The sequence below is a fragment of the Streptomyces sp. NPDC052012 genome (genome assembly GCF_040689265.1).
Lineage (GTDB): Bacteria > Actinomycetota > Actinomycetes > Streptomycetales > Streptomycetaceae > Streptomyces.
Genome location: NZ_JBFAXA010000004.1, coordinates 364,299 through 381,318, shown reverse-complemented (window position 1 = coordinate 381,318; position 17,020 = coordinate 364,299). Strand labels below are relative to the sequence as shown.

Here is a 17,020-nt window from a genome sequence, read left to right as displayed (position 1 = left end):
TCCAAATGTGGACAGCATCCACTTAAGTCGTCTAGGCTTTCCGCATGATCACTCGGGGGTGCGGATCGCCGCACCCTTCGAATGTGGACATCGTACACAAAGGGCGGCCGACGGCCGTCCGGACGCCTGTCACCAAGGGGGGCCCGGTACTCATGGGCAAGATCACGCACTTCGTGCACCAGTCGCTGGACGGCTTCATCGAAGGACCCGACGGGGAGTTCGACTGGCCCCGCATGGACGGTGAACTGTCTGCCTACTCGCAGGCCCTCACCGACAGCGCCGACATCTTCCTGTACGGCCGGGTGGTGTGGGACATGATGTCCGGCTTCTGGCCCCGCGCCGAGGAGTACTCCACTCACGAACACGACCTCGCGTTCGCGCCCGTGTGGCGCAAGGCGTCCAAGGTCGTCGTCTCCTCGACGCTGACCGAGGCGGACTGGAACACCCGCGTCATCAACAGCGACGTCGTGGAGCAGCTCACCGCCCTCAAGGACAGCGGCGCCCACCTGCTGCTGTTCGGCGGTTCCACGCTGGCAGGCTTCCTCACCGAGCATCAGCTGATCGACGAGTACCAGATCTTCGTCCACCCCGTCGTGCTCGGCGGCGGCAAGCCCGTCTTCACCACCCCGCAGCAGCGCATCGACCTCACCCTGACCGAGTCCCGGACCTTCGACTCCCAGGTGGTCCTGCTGCGCCACGAGCGCACCACCCGGCCATCCTGACCTCCCCCACCACAACGAAGGACGGAACCCGCCGTGACCGAACCCGTGAAGGGCCCCGCGAGCTACTTCCCCTCCATCGAGAAGAAGTACGGCCGCCCGATCGCCGAGTGGAAGGACCTCATCCGCGCCTCGCCCCTGACCAAGCACATGGAACTCGTGACCTGGCTCAAGACCGAACACGGCCTGGGCCACGGGCACGCCAACGCCCTGGTCGCCCACACCCTCGCCGAGAACAACGGCGAGTGACCCTCCCTTCCGAAGACCGGCAAGCGGGCCACGGTAATCAGGCCCGGAGCCAGAGCCGGATCGCGGCGATGGTGACAGCGCCAGCGCCGTAGAAGACGTACGCCCGCTTCTCGTACCCGGGCTGCCACGGCCCGGAACCCTTGAGCGCCAAGATCGTGCGCTCAACTCCGTGCCTGCGCCGGTAGGTTGGCCGGCCAGACCCGCAGGGCCGGCCGCCCGCACTGCCGAGGCGCCGGCGGTTGGCCCGCTGGTTCTTCGGCTCGGGGACGGTGTGCTTGATCTGCCGCCGGCGCAGGTAGCGGCGGTTGCGGCGTGAGCTGCAGGCCCGGTCCGCGCACGCGGCGCCGGCCAGGGAATCGTGGAGCCGGTTTGCGGGCCTCAGCTGCATGCTGATGAGCCCGGCAGACCGTGGAATCAGGGCAGACCGTCTGCCACTGAGCCGTCAGACAGGCTCTAGACGGGGTGCCCCACCGGCGTGGAATCGCTCCAGCGGCCCGCCGGACGAGGAGCGGGGCGGAGCATGTGGGGTCCGTCGATAAATGCTTCGACATCGGTCGCGCGATCGGGGACGCTTCGCTCGATGACCACAATCGACGACACTCCGCCCGCGTGGGACGAGCGCACCCAGCTCACCACGTTTCTCGACTACGCACGTGACACCGCCCGCGCCAAGTGCGATGGCGTCTCTGCGGAGAACGCACGCAAGGCGCTCCTGCCGGGCTCACCGCTGATGACCATGAGCGGAGTGATCAACCACCTCCGCTGGGTCGAGTACTACTGGTTCCAAGTGGTCTTCCTCGGCGAGGAAGACCGGGGCCCCTGGACCGAGGAGGACCCCGACCGCGAGATGCGTATCGCCGTCGACTTCCCGCTCACGCAGTTGCTCGACGAATACGCGGAACAGAGCGCCCGCTACCGCGAACTGGTCGCCGGGAACGACCTGGACAAGCAGGCCCAGCGAGCCATCCGCAACGGCGTCCAGGTCGACCTGCGCTGGATCCTCCTCCACCTCACCGAGGAGACGGCCCGCCACAACGGCCACCTGGACATCCTGCGCGAGATGCTCGACGGCACGACCGGCTGAGAGATCCGGCGGAGTCCGGGTCGATCACGTCAAAACCCAGAACCTCGCACCAGAAAGCGGCAAGCCTCTCCGGGTCCCGGCAGTCGACGGCCAGCTCGGTGAACCTGCTTGTCATGACTCTCCCAGACGCAGCGAACACGGCCGGCTCGGCATAGGCGCCACAGAACGCGGGGCCGCCCCGTACGCGGCCCCTGCACCATGAGCGTGCCCCACCTCAACGCCTTGCGCGACCCAGGTGGCTTGGCGGGTACCGACAACGGCGATGGATCGGGCGCTGGTCGGCCTCACCGCGTCAGAAGAGGCGGCCAGCCGTATAGGAGAAGGGCGCCTGTCAGCGCCGTTCGTCGACTGCGTCGGAGGCGCTGTGGTGCCGTGCGGCCAGGGCGGTGATTCCTGCTGCCGCAGCGGCGGCGAGGTCGGTGACCAACGCGTCGTCGACGGGCAGGTTGAGGATGTAGAGGGCGGAGGCCAGGGAGCCCAGCAGCAGCAGGTGAGCCATCGCGGGGTCGACGGTCCCGGCCAGCTCGCCCCGGGCCACGGCCTGTTCGATGATGTCGGCGAAGGCGGCCTGCTCGGCAGCGAGGAAGGTTTCCTTGAACCGGCTGTCCAGTTCGGGATTGACGGCGAGTTCGTTGATCAGGGCCGGTGCCAGATGCCGGGCCGCCGGGGTGGCCATGCGGCGGTGAAACACGCGGACCAGCGCCAGCAGATCCCCGTACAAGGAGCCGGTTGTGGTCCACGCGGGCACCTGCTGCTCGTCCATGGTGGCGACGAACGCCATCTCGGCTTTGGAGGCGTAGCGGCGGTAGATCGCGGCCTTGCCCACCCCGGCGCGCGTGGCGATCCGGTCGACGGTCAGGGCCGGGTAGCCGATTTCGTCGATGAGCTCGCGCGTGGCCTGAAGGATTTTGTGATCCACGCGACTGTCCCGGGGGCGTCCGCCCCGTTGCCCTCTCGCTGTCATGGGCCTCATCATACGGAACGAGAGTATCGGAACTGCAGTATCGGAATTATGAATCGACAAGAACGGAGGACTCAGATGATCAAGTGGGCTGGCTGGATCATCACGCTCTGCGGAACCGCGCACACGCTCGGCGCGCTGACGGTGGAGAAGGCCGCACAGCACGCCGGGACATGGTTCAGCGGCGGACTGTGGAGCGAGGACCTTGCCGACATGAGCCCGGCGGGCAGCGCCTACTGGCTGAGCCTCGACAGCTTCGGCATACCGCTCGTCCTGATCGGCCTGACGGTGCTGTGGCTGGACCGCCGCGGCATGACCCCGCCCGCCTTCATCGCCTGGACGCTGGGGAGTTGGACAGTCGTCGACGCCGTGGTCCTGCCGTTCACACCCTGGCCGCTCTTCGCACTCGCGTGCATCCTGCTGCTGATCGGAACCCGCCGCGCCCGCCGCGACAACCCCTCACCCAAGGCCGGGCTTCCACGAGCCTGAACACCAGCCGCGCCAACAGACAGGCGGGATACCCACCATGAGGCTCCCCACAGTGAAACAGGCCAACACGGCTACACGTTGGGACCAACGCGGCCGGACAGATTCCCGCCAGCCGGCCGCGGGCAGTGCCGCCCGACGCGGCTCGGCAAGGAGCACACCTCCCCTACGGCTGCGCCGGCGGCGACCAGGCGGCCTCGAATCTCTTGCCGAGGCATGGGGCGCGCACGACGACCCGGCCCTCATCGCCCCACGGAGGTCCCCGCACCCCTGGATCAATGGCCTTGCCGCGGTGGTGCCAGGAGAGCGATGCTGGGCCCGTGCCAGGACAGCGGAAAAGGAAGCGTCAGCATGGCGCGGGGCAGCAGACTCCCGCCCACACGGGTCCCGGCGCGGGTCGTTGGCAGGTGATCTTCGAAACCCAGGACGAGTCGGAGTGGCATGCTCACCTGCGCCATCTGCGTGCCGGGGCAGAGCGAATCGACTGGGCGATGACTCGGGTCGACACCCTGTGCGGACGCCTGGTACACCCCACCACCTACCGGCTGAGTCTCTTCGTGCCGGGCCCTCCGCGCGATCCCGGCCAAGACCATCCTCGTCCTTGATTTCGCCGCTGACTGTGGTGAGTTGACGGACGCAGGTAGGAGCGGACAGCTCCGCTGCCGTGTGGTGCTGATGGTCACGGGCGACCCTGACCGAATCACCGGCAGGTCGTGAACGTTTTGCTGTGGCGGTTGCCGACCCGGGCGCCGTGCCGGGACCTCGCGGCCGGTGCGGCGTGGACGCGCCCTCCGGGCCGCAAGGCGGCGAGGGATGCCCTGCGGCAGGCCGACCGTGGCGATCAGTCTGCTCGGTCACTCCCGTGGTCTTCTCGGTCAGCGTCAGACTGACACGCCGGGCAGAGAGCATGGCGGCCGTGGCGGGTGATCACCGTCCCCCAGCCATTGCATACCTCGCAGCCGGCGGCCATGGCCGCGTTGGCGCGGGGGGCGGGATCGGGAGCGGCGGTCGCTCCATCGAACATGTGGGATCTCCTGGCATCGGAACCTCGACTGATGCCCAGTTTAGTCCGTTTTCTGCCCGATTGCGCCCGCTCATGTTGGTTTTATACTTCTTTTACGTTCATGCGTACGACAAACCGTTCGGGTCCGGTCGGGCCTGACTGTCGGATCCCCGGCTTGACCTTGTCGTAGCGGCAACGTGTGTCCTGGTGGCATGCAGAGAGACGCGAACGTGCTCGACCTCCGGGTGATCGACCCCGAGCGGCGTGACCTGGTGGGCGGCAAGGCCGCCGGACTCGCCGCGCTGATCCGTCTCGGCGAGCGCGTGCCGGACGGCTTCTGCGTGACGACGGAGGCGTACCGGCTCGACGAGGTGCCCCGGGACGAGGTGCTCGCGGCGTACGAGCGCCTCGGCGGCGGCCCGGTCGCCGTCCGCTCCAGCGCCACCGCCGAAGACCTGCCGCACGCGAGCTTCGCCGGCCAGCAGGACACCTGCCTCTCGGTCTCGGGCACCGAGAACCTGCTCGAGGCGATCCGCGCCTGCTGGACGTCGCTGCACACCGAGCGGGCGAGGGCCTACCGCGAAGCCGCCGGCATCCCGCAGGACACCGCGCGCATGGCGGTCGTCGTGCAGCGGATGGTCGACGCCGAGGTCGCGGGCGTGCTGTTCACCGCCAATCCGGTCACCGGTTCGCGTCGCGAGACCGTCGTCGACGCCACCCTGGGACTGGGCGCGGCCGTCGTCGACGGGACAGCAGCAGCCGACCACTACGTCCTGGACGGTCCCACGCAGCAAGCGCGCGGCTGCCTCACCCCGGCCCGGCTGGCCGAGCTCCGCGAGACCGGCGCGCGGCTGCAGGGTGCGCTCGGCGCGGAGCAGGACATCGAGTGGGCCTACGACCGCGACGGCGTGCTGTGGCTGCTGCAATCGCGACCGATGACCGCACTGTTCCCGGCGCCCCCCGAGAGCCGCGAGCCGGGCCCGCGGCTGTACGTCGAGTTCGGCCACGTCCAGGGCATGCTCCAGCCGGCGACGCCGATGGGCGTGGCGACCCTGAAGTCCGTGCTGGCGGGCATGCTCGCCTCGTTCGGTATCGCCGTCGAGATCGTCGACATCGGCGGCCGGCTCTACGGCGACCTCACCGACGCGATGCGTGACCCAGCGGCCCGGCAGCGGCTGGTGAAGCTGATGGCGGTCGACTTCGGGCCGCGCGCGCAGGCCGTGGTCGAGCACCTCCTTGACGACCCGCGGTTCACGCCGCGCAGGTCCGCCCGCCGGCCCAGCGCCGCCGCGCTGACGGCGGCGCCCGGAGCGGTGGCCGGGATCCTGCGCGCACTGGCCCGGCCGGAAGCGGCGCGGGCCGGCGTGTTCGGCGAGATCGAGCGCCTTCGGCGCCGGCCGGTCACCGACCCGGCCACGGCCGCGGAGCTCCTGGACCTGCTCGAGGACGGTGCGCCGCCCCACACCGGCGACGCGATCCTCTGGCCCGTGGTCACCGGACTACTGGTCTGCGCCGCCCTGCCGCCGCTGCTCAGGGGCATCGCCGGTGACGACGAGATCCACACCGTGCTCGGCGGCATGCCGCACAACGTCACGATCGAGATGGACCTCGCGCTGTGGCAGGTGGCCCGACGCGCGGCACCGTACCGCGAGATGCTCCTCGACACTCCACCGGACCAGCTGGCGGCAGCCCACCTCGCGGGCGAGCTGCCGGACTTCGGGATGGCGGAATCCTCGACGCGTACGGCATCCGCTCCGCCGCCGAGGTCGACGTCGGTGTACCGCGGTGGTCGGAGGACCCGACGCCGGTGTTCGCGATGCTCGCCAACTGCCTGCGGGTCACCGACCCCGAGCAGGCCCCGGACCGCCGCTTCGAACGCGCCGCGGCCAGGGCCGAGAAGACACTCACCGAGCTCGCCCGGCGCGCCCGCCGCGAGCGACCGCTGCGGGGACGGATCGCCGGGTTCTTCCTGCGGCGCGCACGGGAGCTGACCGGACTGCGCGAGGCGGGGAAGTTCGCCGGACTCTACTCGCTGCGCGACCGCCGCCGGCGCCTGCTGGCGATCGGCGCCGCACTGCGGGCCGACGGGCTCCTCGAGCGCGGGGACGACGTCATGTTCCTCACCCTGCCCGAGCTGCGTACGGCGGTGGAGAGCGGCGCCGACCTGCGCGAGGCGGTGAGAGAACGCCGGTCGACGCACGAACGGGAGTTGCGGCGCCGCACCGTTCCGGTCGCGCTGCTCTGCGACGGCACCGACGCGGAGACCCTGCTGCCGGCCCGGACCACGGACGGCCGCACGCTCACCGGCGTGGGCGCGGCGTCCGGGCGCGTCAGCGGCCGCGCCCGCGTGGTCCACGACCCGGCGAGCGCGTCGATCGAGCCGGGTGAGATCCTCGTGGCGCCGACGACCGACCCGGGCTGGACGCCGTTGTTCCTCACCGCGGGCGGTCTGGTCACCGAGACCGGCGCGGTGCTGGCCCACGGCCCGACCGTCGCCCGCGAGTACGGCATCCCGGCCGTGATCTGCGTCCCTGACGCCACCGCACGCATCCGCACCGGGCAGCTGATCACCATGGACGGCGCCGCGGGGACGATCACCCTGGAGCGGGACACCGCGGCAGAGGACGTCGGCCGTCACTGATTTCGACTCGTCAGGGAGACGCCGCTGCAGCCGGCCTCGTTGAGGAACGCCTTGCCGAGGATGGGGTGGGCTTTCCGGCGGTTCAGGTGACGGTGGCCCCGCGGGCGCAGCGCTCGGGCAGGTTCCGGGAACATGATTCCGGTCGGGATCGTTGGCTGGATGTACAGCCAGACAGAAGGAGCAACCCCTTGTCCGCCAGATCGACGGACCCCTCGGGGCACAGTCCCCGACCATCCTGCCAGGCATCTTCTGAGCACGGCACGCGGCGGGATGGTGTTCGATGAGTGCCGCGAACGCCCTCCTGGGCGTGCTGGCCGTGTTCGTTCTGACCGCCGGCACCGGATACTTCGTCGCCCAGGAGTTCGCCTACGTCTCCGCGGACCGCCTCGCCCTCGCCCGTGAGGCCGAGTCCGGGGACCGCAAGGCCGCCCGCGCCCTGAAGGTGCTGGAGCGGCTGTCCTTCATGCTCTCGGGCGCGCAGCTCGGCATCACCGTCACCGGTCTGGTCGTCGGCTTCATCGCCGAGCCGTCGGTGTCCGCGCTGCTCAGGCCTGCCCTGTCGGGCATGGGCATCCCCGACGCCGCCGTGAGCGGCATCTCCGTCGTGCTGGCCTTCGTGCTGGCCACGGTCGTGCAGATGGTGCTGGGTGAGCTGGCGCCGAAGAACCTCGCCATCGCCGTGCCGGAGCGGCTGGCGAAGTCGCTGGCCGCCTCCACGCTGGCGTATCTGAAGGTCGTCGGCCCGCTCGTGCGCATCTTCGACGGGGCGGCGAACAAGCTGCTGCGCAAGGTCGGCATCGAGCCGGTCGAGGAGCTGCACCACGGCGCCACGCTGGAGGAGCTGGGCCACCTGATCGGCGAGTCGCACGAGCACGGCGCCCTGCCGAAGGACACCGCCGCCCTGCTGGACCACGCGCTGGAGTTCTCCGAGCGGACGCTGGACGAGGTGATGGTGCCGCGTGCCGACGCCGTCTTCGTCCGCAAGGACGCCACCGCCGCCGAAGCGGTCGATCTGATCGCCAAGCACGGACACTCGAACTACCCGGTGCTCGGCGACCACCCGGACGATGTCGGCGGTGTCCTCGGCGTGGCGCAGCTGATGCGACTGCCGGCCGACCGCCTGCAGGCCACCACGGCCGGTGGGCTCGCGCGGCGCCCGCTGCTGCTGCCGGACACCCTCCCCCTGCCCGACGCCGTGACCCAGATGCGCGAGCGCGACGACGAGTTCGCGGTCGTGCTGGACGAGCACGGCGGTGTGGCGGGCATCGTCACGTACGAGGACATCGCCGAGGAACTGGTCGGCGACATCGCCGACGAGTCCGACCAGGTCACCGAGGTCGCCGTCGCGGACGGCGGCGGCTGGCTGGTGGACGCGGGCCGCCGGCTGGACGAGGTGGCCGAGGCCACCGGCATCGAACTGCCGGAGGAAGAGGACTACGACACCGTGGCCGGCCTGATCGTCGACCGTCTCGGCCGCTTCCCGGCCATCGGGGACCGGCTCACTGTCGAGTTGCCGCAGGGCGGCACCGCGGTGATCGAGGTACGGACCCTCGACCGGCACGTGCCCGAGCGCGTACGGATCGAGCGATCGGTCCAGGAGACGCAGGAGCAGACATGAGTTTCCCGATGGCGCTCTTCGTCACGGTGCTGCTGCTGATCGGCAGCGGATTCTTCGTGGCAGCCGAGTTCGCTCTGGTCGCCGCCAAACGCCACCGCATGGAGAAGGCGGCGGCCGAGGGCCGTGGCGGCGCCAAGGCCGCCCTGGCCGGCATGCGTGAGCTGTCACTGATGCTGGCCGGCGCCCAGCTCGGCATCACCGTGTGCACACTGGGCCTGGGCTCGGTGTCCAAGCCCGCGATCTCCCACGAACTCGACCCACTGCTGCACCAGCTGGGCCTGCCCAGCGCGCTCAGTTATGGGATCGCCTTCGCGGTCGCCATGATCGTGGTGGTGTTCCTCCACATGGTGGTCGGAGAGATGGCCCCCAAGTCGTGGGCCATCGCCCGCCCCGAGCGCTCGGCCATGCTGCTCTCGCCGCTCTTCCGGGCAATGGTGAAGACGGTACGGCCACTGATCTCGGTGCTGAACAGGATGAGCAACGGCCTGGTACGGCTGTGCCGGGTCACCCCGCGCGACGAACTGGCCGCCGTCCACAACCGCGAGCAGCTCACCCACCTCGTCGAGGAGTCCGAGCGACTCGGCCTGATCAGCGAGACGGACTCGGAGCTGCTGACGCGTTCGCTGACCGAGCCCGAGACCCCGGTGCGGGCCCTCCAGGTGCCGGCCGGCGAGATCACCTCGGTCGACGGCGGCGCCGGCGTCGACGAGATCCTGCGCCTGGCCGGGGACCGCGACCGTACCCGCCTCCTGGTCCGCGAGAAGGACAGCATCATCGGCTCGGTCCATGCCCGCGACGCCCTGGTGGCCCGCGCCCAGGGACGGACGACCAGCGCCCGTGCACTGGCCCGACCGGTACCCGAGCTGACCGAGGACGCCACCGTCGCCGACGCGATCGAGCTGCTGCGCCGGCGCCGCGCCTCGCTCGCCGTGGTCCGCGACGCCTCCGGCCGGCTCACCGGCATGGTGAGCCTGGACGACATGCTGGCCCGCCTCCTGCAGCCACAGGCGGCGTAACGGCAACGCGATGTGTGAGCGCCCCGGCATCTGCGAGGCGCTCACACATCGGTAACTCACCGATGAAGGGCCGTATTCTCCACGGGTGATGCGCCCTGGGCCCGGAGTCAGATTCGGCCGCCGGCGTTCTGGTGGACCGTGCCGCGGGCCTCGTACTCCAGCATGCTCTCCAGGCCGAGGGCGGCATCGACGCCCAGTTCGCGGCGCACCAGCCACAGGGCGAGGTCCAGGCCGGAGGTGACGCCCCCGGAGGTGACCAGGTCGCCGTCGTCGACGACCCGGGCGTTCTTCAGGACCCCGCCCTGCTCTTCGAGGTCCTGTCGCGCCCGGTGGTGGGTGGTGCAGGGCCGGCCGCGGGTCAGGCCGGCGGCGGACAGGAGCATCACGCCCGTGCACAGGGCACTGATGGTGAGCCCGGGACGCCGGGCCCGCGCCAGCGCCTGCGGGAGCGTTCCTCGTCGGATCTCGGCCCGGACCCCGGGGTCCTCCCGGCGGGCATACCCGCCGCCGGGGACGACGAGGAGGTCGGCCTGCTCTGGTGCCCACGCGTGGTCGACGCGGAGGGTGGTGCCGAAGGCGGCGGTGACGGTACGGGGGCCGTCGAGGGCGACGTATCGCACGTCGACGGAGCGGTCGGTGAAGTGGCCGGAGGCGGCGAACACCTCGTAGGGAGCGGCGAGGTCGAGCTCCTCCACGCCGTCGAAGAGCACGAGGTGCACGCGCAGGGCATCGTCGCGCAGCCGGGAGCCGGCCGCGGCGGCGCTGCGCGTGGACAGGCCCGCCGTGAGACCGGCGGCACCTAGCACTGTGCCGGTGCGCAGAAGGGTGCGTCGCTTCACAGGTCGTTTCCTTCTTCAGAGAGTCGGCAGGAGCAGCGGAGTCAGCGGGTGTTGACCGTGCCCCGGCGTTCGTACTCCAGGACCTCCTCGGCGAGGACGGCCAGGTCCGGGCCGAAGAACCGCTCCAGGAGCCAGATGCCGAGGTCGATGCCGGAGGTGACGCCGCCGCAGGTGACGAGGTCGCCGTCGTCGACGACCCGGCCACCGACCACGCGTCCGCCCTCCTGGCGCAGGTCTTCCTGGGCGATGTGGTGGGTGGTGCAGCGGCGCCCGGCCGTCAGTCCTGCGGCGGACAGCAGCATGGTGCCCGTGCACACGGCGCCGAGCACGAGGCCCTGCCTGGGGGCCGCCTTCAGGGCGCGGGGCAATACGCCGCGCTGGATCTCCCGCCGAACCGCTGAGCCCTCCCCGTACCCTCCGCCGGGGACGATGATCACGTCGGCCGTGCGGGGCGAGAAGGCGTCCCGGCACACGATCTCCATGCCGGCGGCCGTCCTCACCCGACGGTCGGCCTCGACGTGGACGAAGGACTGCACGACGAGTTCCTCGCCGGCGATGCCGAGCGCCTCCACATGACCGGCGAAGTCCTGCTCCTCGACGCCGTCGTAGAGCACGGTGTGGACGCGCAGCGGGCGCCGGGGCCGGGTGCCGGTGGGCGTGGTCGGGGTGACGCTCGCGGGCTGGGTGTGCATGGGGTCTCCGGGTGGGCGTGGCCGCGCGGTGTGCGGTGGCCGTCGGCGGAAGCGAGAACGCGTTCAGTCTTCCGACGGCCGGTGAACGGTGACACCGGCGCGCGTGCCCATGGTGCGCAGGATACGGCCAGCCCCGTGGCCCGACGCACGGCTCACGGCTCACGGCTCACGGCTCACGGCTCACGGCTCACCCGCGAAAGGTGGCCCGGTAGGCGGACGGAGTGGTGCCGACCTGCCGTGTGAAGTGGTGGCGGAGCGCCTCGACGGAGCCGAACCCGGTCTCGTCGGCCACCCGCGTCAGCGGCAGCGCGGTCGTCTCCAGCAGCTCCCTGGCACGCTGGACGCGCTGGGCGAGCAGCCAGCGCAGCGGTGTGGTGCCGGTCTGCGCCCGGAAGTGGCGGAACAGGCTGCGGCGGCTCATCATCGCGTGGGCGGCGATGTCGGCGAGGGTGAGCGGCTCGTTCAGCTTGCCGCGCATCCACTGCAAGGTGTCGCCGAGTTCGGCGGCATCGCCGTCGGGTGCCCGGTATTCGATGAACTGTGCCTGACCACCGGCGCGTTGGGGCGGCATCACCAGCATCCGCGCGACCTCCGCGGCCACCGCCGCGCCGTGGTCGCGGCGGACGATGTGCAGGCACAGATCGAGGCCGGCGGCGATCCCGGCGGAGGTGAGCAGCTGGCCCTCGTCGACGTAGAGCACGGACGGGTCGACGTGCGTACCGGGAAACTGTGCTGCCAGCAGGTCGGCGAACCGCCAGTGCGTGGTGACACGCCGTCCCTCCAGCAGTCCGGCGTGGCCGAGAGCGAAGGCACCGGTGCAGATCGAGGCGATACGGGCTCCGCGGGCCGCGGACTCCCGCAACAGCCGGACGGCACGCGGATGCGGGACGCGGTCGTGCGGGATGCCCGGCACGATGACGGTGGTCGCGTCCAGGGCGTCGTCCCAGCGGTACGAGGTGGACACCCGGAAGGGCTCCGCCGGGCCGGCCGTGGCCGACAGCGCCCGGTCGGCGCAGACGCGCACCTCGTAGGCCGGCGCCCCGTCGTCGAGGGCTGCGAGAGCGAACACCTGGCACGGGATGGCCAGATCGAAGGCAGACACGCCGTCGAGTGCGAGAACCGCGATCACCTGCATACGGCAGGAGCCTACGCCACACCCTCGGTCGTCAACGGGCCCATGAGCAGCGGTCCTTACTCGCGCGGGGCACCGAAGCCAGCGGGCTCCGCGGGCCGCGGCCTCCCGCAACAGCCGGACAGGGCTAGGCTGCTGGCCATGGCTTTGGACCAGTTCCTAGCCGTCGTCGGCGGTCTTGCCGGCCTCTTCGGTGTGATCCTGCTTGTCGTCGTGCCGGCTTCTGGTGGGCCAGTGCGGGGGACATCCGGCGCCTGCGGGACTGGCGCACCATCACGTCACAGGCCGCCTCGGTGGCGGGCGCGCGTGTCCCGGGCCGGTGTCTGAAGGGGAAACGGCTCCGCAAGGCCTGGCGTACCCGTTCGGTCGCGGCTAGCGTCCTGCCCAGGTCCGGGACCAGGCGCGCGGGAGGTCGTGGCATGACGGGTGAAGGGCGCGCGAAAGCTCCGTGGCTGCCACCTCGCTGGTTCATCCGCCTGGCCTGGCACATCCACCGGGGCGCCTACCGGGTCCTCGGCGCCCGTATCGCGCTGTGGCGGCCGCGTGCCGGGAAGTGGGGCACCCTCCGGCTCACCACCACCGGGCGCCGCACCGGCCGGCCCCGCAGTGTCGTCATCGGATACCTCGAGGACGGCCCGAACCTCGTGTCACTGGCCATGAACGGGTGGGGCGAGGGCGAGCCGGCCTGGTGGCTCAACCTCCAGGCCCACCCCGACGCCGTCGCCCAACTCGCCGACGGAACCAGACCGGTACGCGCTCGCGCCGCCGTCGGCGACGAACGCACGCGCCTGTGGGCACGCTGGCGCGAGACCGACAACAACCTCGACGCCCACGCACAGCGCAGGCCCTCCCCCACCGCAGTCGTCGTACTCGAACCCGCCCCGGACGCCTGAACAGCCCGCACCCACGACATCACGCCGGCACCACGAACCCCCCGGCGGGCGCTCCCGCGCGACCGCCCGAGACACCGTCCACCCCACGGCAGCCGGTATGCCGCTGCCGCCGCATACGCGAATACGCCTCTCTGAACAAGCTCTTCAGGTCACGAGACCCGATGGAGCCTCCGCTCGTGCAGGACCGCGGCGTACATGTCCGCCGTCCTCGCCGCGGCCGTGTCCCAGCCGAAGGAGCGGGCGTGCCGGGCCGCGGCCTCGCCCATCCGGGTGGAGCGTGCGGGGTCGTCGGCGAATCCGGACAGCGCCGCCGCGTAGTCCCTCGGGTCGTGCCCGGGTACGAGAGTGCCGCTCAGCCCGTCCTTCACCGCCACCGGCAGGCCGCCGACCTCAGCAGCGATCACCGGGGTGCCGCAGGCCTGCGCCTCGACGGCCACCAGGCCGAAGGACTCACTGTAGGAGGGCATGACCAGGACGGACGCCGCCCGATACCAGTCGGCGAGCCGGTCCTGGCCGACCGGCGGCCGAAACAGCACCACATCGGCGATGCCGAGACAGGCCGCCAGTTTCTGCAGCCTTTCCGGCCTCGCCAGACCGCTGCCGCTGGGCCCGCCCACGACGGGCACCACGATCCGCTCGCGCAGCCACGGCCGTTCCGCCAACAACTGGGCCACCGCGCGCAGCAGGACGTCCGGCGCCTTCAGCGGCTGGATGCGGCCCACGAACAGGGGGATCATCGCGTTCTGCGGAAGGCCGAGGCGCGAGCGGGCAGCGGCCCGTCCGGCCTCGACACCGCGGGCGTCAGGCCGGAAGCGCTCCAGGTTGACACCGGGGTGGACGACGGCGACTCGGGCGGTGTCGGCGTCGTAGTGGCGGAGGAGTTCCTCCGCCTCCCTCTCCGTGTTGGCTATCAACCGGTCGGCAGCCCGTACGACGTGACTCTCGCCGAGAACGCGGGCCGCCGGCTCGGGGGTTTCGCCCTCGGCGAGGGAGGCGTTCTTGACCTTGGCCATGGTGTGCATGGCGTGGACGAGTGGGACACCCCAGCGTTGCGCGGCCAGTCGGCCGACGTGGCCGGAGAGCCAGTAGTGGGAGTGGACCAGGTCGTAGTGGCCCGGGCGGTGGCCGGCCCACGCCTGCGTCACGCCGTGCGTGAAGGCACACAGCTGCGCCGGGAGGTCCTCCTTGGTAAGGCCCTCGTAGGGTCCGGCGGCCACGTGCCGTACCAGGACGCCGGGCGCGAGTTCGACGCTGGGCGGGAGCGCGGCTGAGGTGGCCCGGGTGAAGATCTCCACCTCGATGCCGATCGCGGCGAGACGCTGCGCGAGTTCGACGATGTAGACGTTCATCCCGCCGGCGTCGCCGGTACCGGGCTGGTGCAGCGGGGAGGTGTGCACGGAGAGCATCGCGACGCGGCGGGGCCGGTCGCGGGCGTCGGGTGGGCGCAGGCGGGGCCGGCCGACGAGGGTGCTGCCGTGGGTGCGGCTGTCGTGGAGTTCTTCGAGGCGGGTCATGTACTGGCTCACCGCGCTGGTTCGCCGGCCATGGCCGCGGTGGGCAGGTCGAGGCGCTGCTCGCCCGCGTAGACGTTCGTGGAACTGCCGCGCAGGAAGCCGACGAGCGTGAGCCCCGTCTCCGCCGCCAGGTCCACGGCGAGGGAGGACGGCGCCGAGACCGCCGCCAGCACCGGGACGCCCGCCATGACCGCCTTCTGCGCCAGCTCGAAGGAGGCCCGCCCGGACACGACTCGGACCTGTGGTGTGTCGGCGATCGGCCACCGCGCCGAGCAGCCGGCGGCGAGCGCGAAGTCGTCCCCCGGCGCGCGCATGGTGATCGCCAGCGGGTTGCCGCCGAGCCGGATCTCCAGTGGCTCCTTCGCCACCAGCGTGTCCGGGCGCGTGCTCAGCGCGCCGTCCCGGATGCGCACCACGCGCCGTCGCTCGGTGACCCGTCCCATGGCCTCACTCCCAGTTGTGTCGGTCGTCGCGCTTCCAGAGCTTCGCGATCTCCTCGTCCTGCGCTCCGGAGCGCAGTGGCGCGCGTAGGTCGGACTCCTCCCGGGCGAACAGGCAGGCGCACACCTGGCCTTCGGCGGTGAGCCGGGTGCGGTCGCAGGCGCGGCAGAAGGGGCGGGTGACGGAAGCGATGACGCCGACCGAGCCGGGCCGCCGTCGACGAGCCGGCGTTCGGCGGGTGCGCAACCGCGTGTCCGGTCCGGCTCGGGAGTGAGCATGGCTGGCGGCCCTTCTCCTGCTGCGTCCCTGTCCCGCTCGGTCCGTCTCCTCAGCACTCGATGACGTTGACGGCGAGGCCGCCGCGGGCGGTCTCCTTGTACTTGACCTTCATGTCGGCGCCGGTCTCCTTCATGGTCTTGATGACCTTGTCGAGGGAGACGTGGTGGCGGCCGTCGCCGCGCAGGGCCATGCGGGCGGCGGTGACGGCCTTGACGGCGGCCATGCCGTTGCGTTCGATGCAGGGGATCTGGACCAGGCCGCCGACCGGGTCGCAGGTCAGCCCGAGGTTGTGTTCCATGCCGATCTCGGCGGCGTTCTCGACCTGTTCGGGGCTGCCGCCGAGCACCTCGGCGAGACCTGCGGCGGCCATCGAGCAGGCCGAGCCGACCTCGCCCTGGCAGCCGACCTCGGCGCCGGAGATGGACGCGTTCTCCTTGAAGAGCAGGCCGATGGCGCCCGCCGCGAGGAGGAAGCGGACGATGCCGTCCTCGTCGGCGCCGGGCACGAAGTCGAGGAAGTAGCGCAGGACGGCGGGGATGATGCCCGCCGCGCCGTTCGTCGGGGCCGTGACGACCCGGCCGCCTGCGGCGTTCTCCTCGTTCACGGCCATGGCGTAGAGGGTCACCCATTCCAGGGCGCGGCCCGCCGGGTCTCCCTCGCTGCGCAGCGCGCGGGCGGCTGCGGCGGCGCGGCGGCGGACCTTGAGACCGCCGGGGAGGATGCCCTCGCGGCCCAGTCCGCGGGAGACACAGGCTTCCATGACCCGCCAGATCTCCAGCAGGCCGGCGCGGATCTCCTCCTCGGTGCGCCAGGCCTTCTCGTTCTCCAGCATCAGCGCGGAGATCGACAGACCGGTCTCCTCGGTCAGGCGCAGGAGGTCGTCGCCGGTGCCGAACGGGTGCGCCGGCACCGTGTGGTCGGGCTTGATGCGGTCCGCGCCGACGGCGTCCTCGTCGACCACGAATCCGCCGCCGACCGAGTAGTACGTCTTCTCCAGCAGCGGCACCCCGTCGGCGTCGTAGGCGAAGAGGATCATTCCGTTGGCGTGGTACGGAAGCGACCGCCGGCGGTGCAGGACCAGCTGGGTCGAGGCGTCGAAGCCGATTTCGTGGGCCGGGCCGATCTCCGCACCGAGGAGGCGGATGCGTCCGGTGCTGCGGATTCGCTCGACGTCCAGGTCGGCCTGGGCGACGTCGACGGTGTGCGGCTCGTTGCCCTCCAGGCCGAGCAGCACCGCCTTGGGAGTGCCGTGGCCGTGGCCGGTCGCGCCGAGGGAGCCGAACAACTCCGCCCGGACGGCGGCCGTCTGGGCGAGTACGCCGTCCTGCTTCAGCCGGGCGACGAACATCGCGGCGGCGCGCATCGGGCCGACGGTGTGTGAACTGGACGGGCCGATGCCGATGGAGAACAGGTCGAAGACGCTGATTGCCACGCCATACTCCGTGGGACTGGT

At 71.2% G+C, this 17,020-nt stretch carries 16 protein-coding genes and 4 pseudogenes; 10 read left to right on the top strand and 10 right to left on the bottom strand.

What is annotated here, in order from left to right; translation table 11 throughout:
• Positions 1-152: 152 nt before the first annotated feature.
• Together AB0412_RS11380 and AB0412_RS11375 are read left to right on the top strand one after the other, a co-directional pair.
• Positions 153-722, top strand: coding sequence for a dihydrofolate reductase family protein (locus tag AB0412_RS11380; protein WP_366402287.1), 570 nt, complete (start codon positions 153-155; stop codon positions 720-722).
• Between the two features lie 33 nt (positions 723-755).
• Positions 756-968 (top strand): DUF4287 domain-containing protein, encoded by a 213-nt coding sequence (locus AB0412_RS11375; protein WP_366402286.1) that lies wholly within the window; start codon positions 756-758, stop codon positions 966-968.
• Between the two features lie 37 nt (positions 969-1,005).
• On the opposite strand, the pseudogene AB0412_RS11370 reads toward AB0412_RS11375, so the two are convergent.
• Positions 1,006-1,299, bottom strand: a pseudogene (locus AB0412_RS11370) (IS5/IS1182 family transposase); the annotation flags it as partial.
• 249 nt (positions 1,300-1,548) lie between these two features.
• Here AB0412_RS11370 and AB0412_RS11365 point away from each other — a divergent pair.
• A complete protein-coding gene (locus tag AB0412_RS11365) occupies positions 1,549-2,052 on the top strand; it encodes a DinB family protein (RefSeq protein ID WP_366402285.1) in 504 nt (167 codons plus the stop codon).
• Positions 2,053-2,071: 19 nt separating this feature from the next.
• On the opposite strand, the pseudogene AB0412_RS11360 reads toward AB0412_RS11365, so the two are convergent.
• Both AB0412_RS11360 and AB0412_RS11355 read right to left on the bottom strand, forming a co-directional pair.
• Positions 2,072-2,167: pseudogene (locus AB0412_RS11360) on the bottom strand (VOC family protein); the annotation flags it as partial.
• Positions 2,168-2,383: 216 nt separating this feature from the next.
• A complete protein-coding gene (locus tag AB0412_RS11355) occupies positions 2,384-2,971 on the bottom strand; it encodes a TetR/AcrR family transcriptional regulator (protein ID WP_366402284.1) in 588 nt (195 codons plus the stop codon).
• A gap of 120 nt (positions 2,972-3,091) precedes the next feature.
• Between AB0412_RS11355 and AB0412_RS11350 the strand changes: the two genes are divergently transcribed.
• The 5 genes from AB0412_RS11350 to AB0412_RS11330 all read left to right on the top strand — a co-directional run bounded on the left by AB0412_RS11350 (position 3,092) and on the right by AB0412_RS11330 (position 9,777).
• Entirely contained in the window at positions 3,092-3,502 is a 411-nt protein-coding gene (locus tag AB0412_RS11350) for a DUF6463 family protein (protein ID WP_366402283.1), read from the top strand.
• A 1,212-nt stretch (positions 3,503-4,714) separates the two neighbouring features.
• Entirely contained in the window at positions 4,715-6,493 is a 1,779-nt protein-coding gene (locus AB0412_RS11345; RefSeq protein ID WP_366402282.1) for a PEP/pyruvate-binding domain-containing protein, read from the top strand.
• 122 nt (positions 6,494-6,615) lie between these two features.
• A complete protein-coding gene (locus tag AB0412_RS11340; RefSeq protein ID WP_366402334.1) occupies positions 6,616-7,143 on the top strand; it encodes a PEP-utilizing enzyme in 528 nt (175 codons plus the stop codon).
• Positions 7,144-7,423: 280 nt separating this feature from the next.
• Positions 7,424-8,761 (top strand): hemolysin family protein, encoded by a 1,338-nt coding sequence (locus tag AB0412_RS11335; RefSeq protein ID WP_366402281.1) that lies wholly within the window; start codon positions 7,424-7,426, stop codon positions 8,759-8,761.
• Complete coding sequence (locus AB0412_RS11330; protein WP_366402280.1) at positions 8,758-9,777, top strand: hemolysin family protein; 1,020 nt, start codon at positions 8,758-8,760, stop codon at positions 9,775-9,777. The genes AB0412_RS11335 and AB0412_RS11330 overlap by 4 nt, the downstream gene beginning before the upstream one ends.
• A gap of 107 nt (positions 9,778-9,884) precedes the next feature.
• On the opposite strand, the gene AB0412_RS11325 is transcribed toward AB0412_RS11330, so the two are convergent.
• From AB0412_RS11325 to AB0412_RS11315, 3 genes are all read right to left on the bottom strand, one after another.
• Positions 9,885-10,616, bottom strand: coding sequence for a DJ-1/PfpI family protein (locus AB0412_RS11325; RefSeq protein ID WP_366402279.1), 732 nt, complete (start codon positions 10,614-10,616; stop codon positions 9,885-9,887).
• A gap of 41 nt (positions 10,617-10,657) precedes the next feature.
• Positions 10,658-11,308 carry a DJ-1/PfpI family protein gene (locus AB0412_RS11320; RefSeq protein ID WP_366402278.1) on the bottom strand — a complete coding sequence of 217 codons (651 nt, stop codon included), beginning with the start codon at positions 11,306-11,308 and terminating at the stop codon, positions 10,658-10,660.
• A gap of 187 nt (positions 11,309-11,495) precedes the next feature.
• On the bottom strand, positions 11,496-12,443 hold the full coding sequence (locus AB0412_RS11315; RefSeq protein WP_366402277.1) for a helix-turn-helix domain-containing protein: 948 nt from the start codon (positions 12,441-12,443) through the stop codon (positions 11,496-11,498).
• 227 nt (positions 12,444-12,670) lie between these two features.
• Here AB0412_RS11315 and AB0412_RS11310 point away from each other — a divergent pair.
• Both AB0412_RS11310 and AB0412_RS11305 read left to right on the top strand, forming a co-directional pair.
• A pseudogene (locus tag AB0412_RS11310) lies at positions 12,671-12,727 on the top strand (hypothetical protein); the annotation flags it as partial.
• Between the two features lie 132 nt (positions 12,728-12,859).
• Positions 12,860-13,333: a nitroreductase/quinone reductase family protein gene (locus AB0412_RS11305; protein WP_366402276.1), complete on the top strand. Its 474-nt coding sequence runs from the start codon at positions 12,860-12,862 to the stop codon at positions 13,331-13,333.
• A 149-nt stretch (positions 13,334-13,482) separates the two neighbouring features.
• Here the strand turns inward: AB0412_RS11305 and mshA are convergent, their stop codons facing one another.
• The 4 genes and pseudogenes from mshA to AB0412_RS11285 all read right to left on the bottom strand — a co-directional run bounded on the left by mshA (position 13,483) and on the right by AB0412_RS11285 (position 16,999).
• Positions 13,483-14,847 carry a D-inositol-3-phosphate glycosyltransferase gene (gene mshA, locus AB0412_RS11300; protein ID WP_366402275.1) on the bottom strand — a complete coding sequence of 455 codons (1,365 nt, stop codon included), beginning with the start codon at positions 14,845-14,847 and terminating at the stop codon, positions 13,483-13,485.
• Positions 14,848-14,855: 8 nt separating this feature from the next.
• Positions 14,856-15,290 carry a formate dehydrogenase accessory sulfurtransferase FdhD gene (locus tag AB0412_RS11295; protein WP_366402274.1) on the bottom strand — a complete coding sequence of 145 codons (435 nt, stop codon included), beginning with the start codon at positions 15,288-15,290 and terminating at the stop codon, positions 14,856-14,858.
• Positions 15,291-15,321: 31 nt separating this feature from the next.
• Positions 15,322-15,563, bottom strand: a pseudogene (locus AB0412_RS11290) (GTP 3',8-cyclase MoaA); the annotation flags it as partial.
• Between the two features lie 53 nt (positions 15,564-15,616).
• Positions 15,617-16,999, bottom strand: a complete 1,383-nt coding sequence (locus AB0412_RS11285; RefSeq protein ID WP_366402273.1) for an L-serine ammonia-lyase — start codon at positions 16,997-16,999, stop codon at positions 15,617-15,619.
• Positions 17,000-17,020 lie beyond the last annotated feature (21 nt).